Below are 5186 nucleotides of genomic sequence, written 5' to 3' on the forward strand. Positions count from 1 at the left end.
GTATCCGCAGGTGTGGAATCCGTTAAGCGCGTCAATGGTGGTGAAGTGCTATCCACTCACATCATTGCTCGTCCCCACGAGAACCTAGAGTACGTCTTACCAATGAACTACACCGAAGATGTGGAAAAATTCCGCGTCTAATCCGAACAAGTTCGCTAAAATATCGCATTAAAGTCAAAAATTTTAGGAGTCATTGATAATGTCAATTGCAGTTGGGATGATCGAAACATTGGGCTTTCCCGCAGTAGTCGAAGCTGCTGACGCGATGGTCAAAGCCGCTCGTGTCACCTTGGTCGGTTACGAAAAAATCGGTAGCGGTCGCGTTACCGTGATCGTCCGTGGCGACGTATCCGAAGTCCAAGCTTCCGTATCCGCAGGCGTCGAATCCGTCAAGCGCGTTAACGGCGGTCAAGTGCTGTCCACTCACATCATCGCTCGTCCCCACGAGAACTTAGAGTACGTTCTACCGATGAACTACACCGAAGATGTTGAGAAATTCCGCGATAGTCTCAATGGCCCAGGCCCATTGGCAATCGGCGGTAGACGTTCTTAGAGCTGGATGAAGCTAGCTAAAGTGCTGGGTACTGTAGTCAGTACCCATAAGGAGCCGAATTTGACTGGGACTAAGTTTTTGCTCGTGCAAATGCTCGATGCCGCAGGCAACGATCTACCAGAATATGAGGTGGCTGCCGATTGTGTGGGTGCAGGTTTAACAGAAGTAGTGCTGGTAAGTCTAGGCAGTGCTGCCCGTCAAATATCGAATAAGGATCGTTATCCTGTCGATGCGCTGATTGTGGCGATCGTAGATACGGTGGCGGTTGGCAATGACTTGACGTACAGCAAACGCAATGTCTCCTGAAATAAGAAATTAATATAGCGAAAAGTGCTTTACTTGGGGTTTCCCCTTCTTGGGTATGGGTCACGGATGGGGAACCCATCCGACCCAACTGGAGCGAGTAAAGCACCTTTTCAAAACAATTAATCCCTCCGAAGCGGCGATCTCACCGCCAAGGATGTTGGCTGGAGCTGGTCTAGATAAGACCAAATTTAAACTCAGAAGTTATTAATGATTTAATAGAGAACCTTAGATATGAGTGATATTAGTGATAGCGTCCGCCAGCAAATTCGTCAGTTATTAAGCCAAGGCTACCGGGTCGGATTGGAATATGCCGACGCTCGCCGCTTTCGGACTGGTTCGTGGCAGAGCGCCAGTGTCGCCCAAGGCAATGAAGGCACTGTCCTCGGCAGCATTGCCAGCATTTTGGACGAACATCAAGGTGAATACGTCCAACTTTTAGGTATCGACACCACAGCTCGATCGCGCGTACTAGAGCTGATGATTCAACGCCCTGATGGCGCAGTGACTCAAGTAAGTAACGCGAAAATCAACGGTGGTAAAACTGCTGCTGTTGCCAGCAATGGTCATGGAGCTGGTGCTGGTAGTGATGTCGCTCAATCTGTGCGGCAACTGTTAAGTCAAGGTTATCGCATCGGCACCGAATTCGCGGATGCGCGTCGGTACAGAGCCACCTCTTGGACTAGCGGCCCATCCTACCAAGGTACCCGCGATGGCGAAGCGGTAGCGATGTTGAGCGAGCTAGTTGCCGCCCACGAACACGACTACGTGCGGATGATCGGGATCGACCCCCAAGCCCGTCGGCGCGTGATGGAAGTCATCATTCATAAGCCCGGTGAGCCAGCGACCCTGAGTACGGGTGGCGGCAGCCAAACTAGTTCGTTTAGCAGCGCCTATGGTGGTGCGAGCAAGAGTAGTAGCGTTGGTGGCAATGTCAAAACCTCCTTAAGTGCTGAAGTCGTCGCATCCGTGCGCCGCTTACTCGAAAGTAGTTACCAAATCAGCACCGAACATGCCGATATTCGGCGGTTTCGGAGTAGCTCTTGGCACACTTGTAAACCAGTATCCGCAACTCGGCTGCAAGAGGCAGTCTCGCAGTTAGAGAGCTGCTTGATGGATCATGAAGGTGAGTACGTGCGGCTGATCGGCATCGATCGCCAAGCCAGACGGCGCGTTCATGAGGAAATTATTCAACGTCCTCAAAAATAACACGATCGGCGAACGGCAAAAAGTTACCAGTAAACACTAATCGTCACAACAGCCCGCTCGATCGACTAGCTCCGGCTGGCTCCAGCCGCTACTAACCACAAGTGCGATCGGGGGTTAGCACGACCGATCTTGCGGATCTGTTAAGTTGAAATTTGAGACTGACATTCCTGCTAGGTCGATCTGATAAGTTGCTGTTTGCCGTTTTTCCGAAAACTCCTAATGCTAACTAAGTTTCGATCTGTATCTAGAGAGGTAGTTCCCGTCCATGTGGATGGGAATGTGACGATCGATCCGAGTGCGGCGATCGCACCTGGAGTCTTGCTGCAAGCTGAAGAAAACAGCCGGATTACGATCGGGGCTGGGGTTTGTATCGGCGCGGGGACGGTCATTCATGCTGCTGGCGGAAATTTAGATATCTGCATGGGAGTGTGTTTGGGTCGTGGGGTGCTGATTATCGGCAGCGGGACGATCGCGCCCAATGCCTGTATCGGGGCGGGTACGACCGCGATCGATCCTCAGATTGAAGAAGGTGCGGTCATTCCCACTCATTCACTCATCGGCGATCGCAGTCGGGGTGAAGTTTCAGTTGTAGATGCGGAATTACCTCCACCTCCACCTGCAACTAATGTCGCACAGAGTGCCCCTGCCGACGCTTGGGATACGAGCGACGCCTGGGATACCCCGATCGTCGAACCCCCAGCGACACCACCACCCGCAACAATTGCCACGATCGATATCGACCTCAAGGCAGTCAAATCCGTCGCCGGACGCGCCAACTTCGATCGACTCAAACGCCATCTGTTCCCTAATGGTTGACCTCATGACCGTGCCAGTACCACCAAAACTCACGACCACCAAGATTACGATCGTTTTAAACGGTAAAGGTGGTGTGGGTAAAACCACCACGGCAGTAAATTTGGCAGCGATCTTTGCCGAACACCATCGCGTCCTCTTGGTAGATGCCGATCCGCAAGGCTCGGCAAGTTGGTGGGTCAAGCAATCTGAAGGTCACAACTTAGGCTTTGAGACTAAGGTTTTAACCGATTTTACTGGCGTCAGCCGCAAGCAATGGTCGGATTATGATATCGTCGTTGTCGATATGCCACCCGCCCTAGATTCGATCGCGTTGGCGGCGATTATGCCAGTAGCCGACTATTTAGTGCTACCCACTCCCCCCGCACCAATGGATCTGGCGGCATTGATTCGCACGGTCAGACAGGTGGTAATCCCCTCGCAGATCGCCCATCGCGTCCTCCTGACCAAAGTAAACTCTCGTGGTTTAAAAGAAGCTCAAGAAGCCCAACAAACTCTCTTACAGTGTCAAATTCCGGTTTATTATACAGTAATTCGGAATTTGAAAATTCACGAACGAGCGGCGATGGCAGGCTTACCCATCAGTCAATACAAAGGTCAAGCCGCCGCACCTGCGGCAGCAGACTATCGCTGTGTAGTTAATGAAATCTGGACAGATTGGAGCTAAATATGCCGATTAGAAAAAAACGACCGTCAGCATCTGATGTGTTGCGACAAGAAATGCAGCAACCATTGGTGATACCCGCTCGGAGTCCAGACCCCGAGCCAAACCCAACTCCAACTCCTAATACAAATATTGATATGACACCTACTCAAGACGATGCCGCGACAGCCGCTCAGCTCAAAAAAGTCCAAGAGAGTGAAGCCAAGCTTCAGCAGCAAATCGAAGATCTTAACTCCAAACTAAAAGCCCAAGCTGATACGATCGTCAAATTGGCCGAACAGTCACAAGCTCCCGCCAAAGGCAAAAGCGCAGCACTAGTCAAGAAAGATACCAGCAGATCCAATGCGTCCATTACCGCTCGCCCCACAGAATCCCGAGAAGAAACCGCTCGTCGTCGTGCTAATACCGACATCGGCTGGCTCGACTAAGCTTAGCGCCAAGTAACGCCGCAGCGGTAGAGGTAGCAACTAGTTAGTGTCTGCTCGTCGCTAGAGCTGACACTCAATTGGGCGCTGTCTTAAGCGCAAAGCCGGAAGGGATAACGGTAATTTAGAGAAGAGGAGATGCTTAATGGCTCAAGAGCGCAGTTCTCGTCATGCTGTCGGGACGATCGAAACTGATGGATTTCCGCCTGTATTGGCTGCGGCTGATGCGATGCTCAAAGCTGGCAATGTGACATTAGTCTACTATGGCTTAGCCGAGCGGGCGGAGTTTATCATTGCCGTACGCGGTACGGTGTCCGCTGTCGAGCAAGCAGTGGCGGCGGGGGTGATTGCTGGTGAAGCGACCAAGCGCGGTACGATTATCAGTCACTACATTATCCCCAATCCACCCGAAAATGTCGATAGTATCATGCCGATTCACTATACGGAAGCTTCGCGAGATTTCTGGGTGTGAATTTAGTGGATAGTGGATAGTGGCAGATCGTGGGGGTCAATAAGTGCTGACGATCGATAGTTTAATAGTATTTATGGAGGATATTTTTAATGGCTGATTCAATGAGTTCTCAACAAGCGGTTGGTTCGATCGAGACCAAGGGTTTTCCTGCCGTCTTAGCTGCTGCTGATGCGATGCTCAAAGCCGGACGCGTCACACTAGTCGGTTATCTTAGGGCTGGTTCGGCACGATTTACCGTCAATGTTCGGGGCGATGTCTCCGAAGTCAAACAAGCAATGGCGGCTGGGATCGATGTCGTCGAGAAAGTCTATGGTGGGACATTGGAATCCTGGGTAATCATTCCACGCCCACATCCGAACGTTGAGCGAATTCTACCAATTGGTTATACTGAAGAAGTCGAAGAATTTCGCGCTCAAGTTGAGGGTCGATTTAATTAGTATTTCGCGATCGAGCGATTCGATTCTCACTAAGATCTTGTTGAGAATCGAGACAATTTTAACAGCCGTCAGCTTACGATAGTTTCCGCTAAACCTAGCTGGTGGGCAGTGTCCACCCTCGCAAACCCTAGAGAATCCCCCTAAATCCCCCTTGGAAAGGGGGACTTTTAAAGCCCCCTTGGAAAGGGGGTTGGGGGATTTAGATCTAGAAACAAAGCCCAGTATTTAATAATATGTAGGGTGGGCACTGCCCACCGCATGGGTTTCAGGCACGATTTATCGCTCCACTATCCACTATCCACTATCCACT

8 protein-coding genes are annotated in these 5186 nt (G+C 51.1%); all 8 read left to right on the forward strand.

Going from position 1 to position 5186, the window contains the following annotated elements; all coding sequences use genetic code 11:
- Positions 1-199 precede the first annotated feature (199 nt).
- Positions 200-553 carry a carbon dioxide-concentrating mechanism protein CcmK gene (locus RMO52_RS18895; RefSeq protein ID WP_015161394.1) on the forward strand — a complete coding sequence of 118 codons (354 nt, stop codon included), beginning with the start codon at positions 200-202 and terminating at the stop codon, positions 551-553.
- Between the two features lie 6 nt (positions 554-559).
- The gene (locus tag RMO52_RS18900) at positions 560-859 is read left to right on the forward strand and encodes a EutN/CcmL family microcompartment protein (protein WP_310417341.1); all 300 of its coding nucleotides are present in this window, start codon (positions 560-562) and stop codon (positions 857-859) included.
- A 231-nt stretch (positions 860-1090) separates the two neighbouring features.
- Positions 1091-2065: a ribulose bisphosphate carboxylase small subunit gene (locus RMO52_RS18905; RefSeq protein WP_310417343.1), complete on the forward strand. Its 975-nt coding sequence runs from the start codon at positions 1091-1093 to the stop codon at positions 2063-2065.
- Between the two features lie 219 nt (positions 2066-2284).
- The gene (locus RMO52_RS18910) at positions 2285-2881 is read left to right on the forward strand and encodes a hypothetical protein (protein ID WP_310417346.1); all 597 of its coding nucleotides are present in this window, start codon (positions 2285-2287) and stop codon (positions 2879-2881) included.
- Entirely contained in the window at positions 2874-3545 is a 672-nt protein-coding gene (locus tag RMO52_RS18915) for a ParA family protein (RefSeq protein WP_310417349.1), read from the forward strand. The genes RMO52_RS18910 and RMO52_RS18915 overlap by 8 nt, the downstream gene beginning before the upstream one ends.
- Positions 3546-3547: 2 nt before the next feature.
- Positions 3548-3970: a hypothetical protein gene (locus RMO52_RS18920; RefSeq protein WP_310417352.1), complete on the forward strand. Its 423-nt coding sequence runs from the start codon at positions 3548-3550 to the stop codon at positions 3968-3970.
- Positions 3971-4112: 142 nt separating this feature from the next.
- A complete protein-coding gene (locus RMO52_RS18925) occupies positions 4113-4439 on the forward strand; it encodes a carbon dioxide-concentrating mechanism protein CcmK (protein WP_310417355.1) in 327 nt (108 codons plus the stop codon).
- Positions 4440-4528: 89 nt separating this feature from the next.
- Positions 4529-4876: a carbon dioxide-concentrating mechanism protein CcmK gene (locus RMO52_RS18930; RefSeq protein WP_396135050.1), complete on the forward strand. Its 348-nt coding sequence runs from the start codon at positions 4529-4531 to the stop codon at positions 4874-4876.
- The last annotated feature ends 310 nt before the right edge of the window (positions 4877-5186 follow it).

Source organism: Chamaesiphon sp. OTE_8_metabat_110 (assembly GCF_031382685.1).
GTDB lineage: Bacteria > Cyanobacteriota > Cyanobacteriia > Cyanobacteriales > Chamaesiphonaceae > Chamaesiphon.

Bases quoted from the DNA above. Each gene is read 5' to 3' on its own strand.
- RMO52_RS18920 (WP_310417352.1), top strand. From the start codon at position 3,548: ATGCCGATTAGAAAAAAACGACCGTCAGCATCTGATGTGTTGCGACAA.
- RMO52_RS18925 (WP_310417355.1), top strand. From the start codon at position 4,113: ATGGCTCAAGAGCGCAGTTCTCGTCATGCTGTCGGGACGATCGAAACT.
- RMO52_RS18915 (WP_310417349.1), top strand. From the start codon at position 2,874: ATGGTTGACCTCATGACCGTGCCAGTACCACCAAAACTCACGACCACC.
- RMO52_RS18930 (WP_396135050.1), top strand. From the start codon at position 4,529: ATGGCTGATTCAATGAGTTCTCAACAAGCGGTTGGTTCGATCGAGACC.
- RMO52_RS18910 (WP_310417346.1), top strand. From the start codon at position 2,285: ATGCTAACTAAGTTTCGATCTGTATCTAGAGAGGTAGTTCCCGTCCAT.
- RMO52_RS18900 (WP_310417341.1), top strand. From the start codon at position 560: ATGAAGCTAGCTAAAGTGCTGGGTACTGTAGTCAGTACCCATAAGGAG.
- RMO52_RS18895 (WP_015161394.1), top strand. From the start codon at position 200: ATGTCAATTGCAGTTGGGATGATCGAAACATTGGGCTTTCCCGCAGTA.
- RMO52_RS18905 (WP_310417343.1), top strand. From the start codon at position 1,091: ATGAGTGATATTAGTGATAGCGTCCGCCAGCAAATTCGTCAGTTATTA.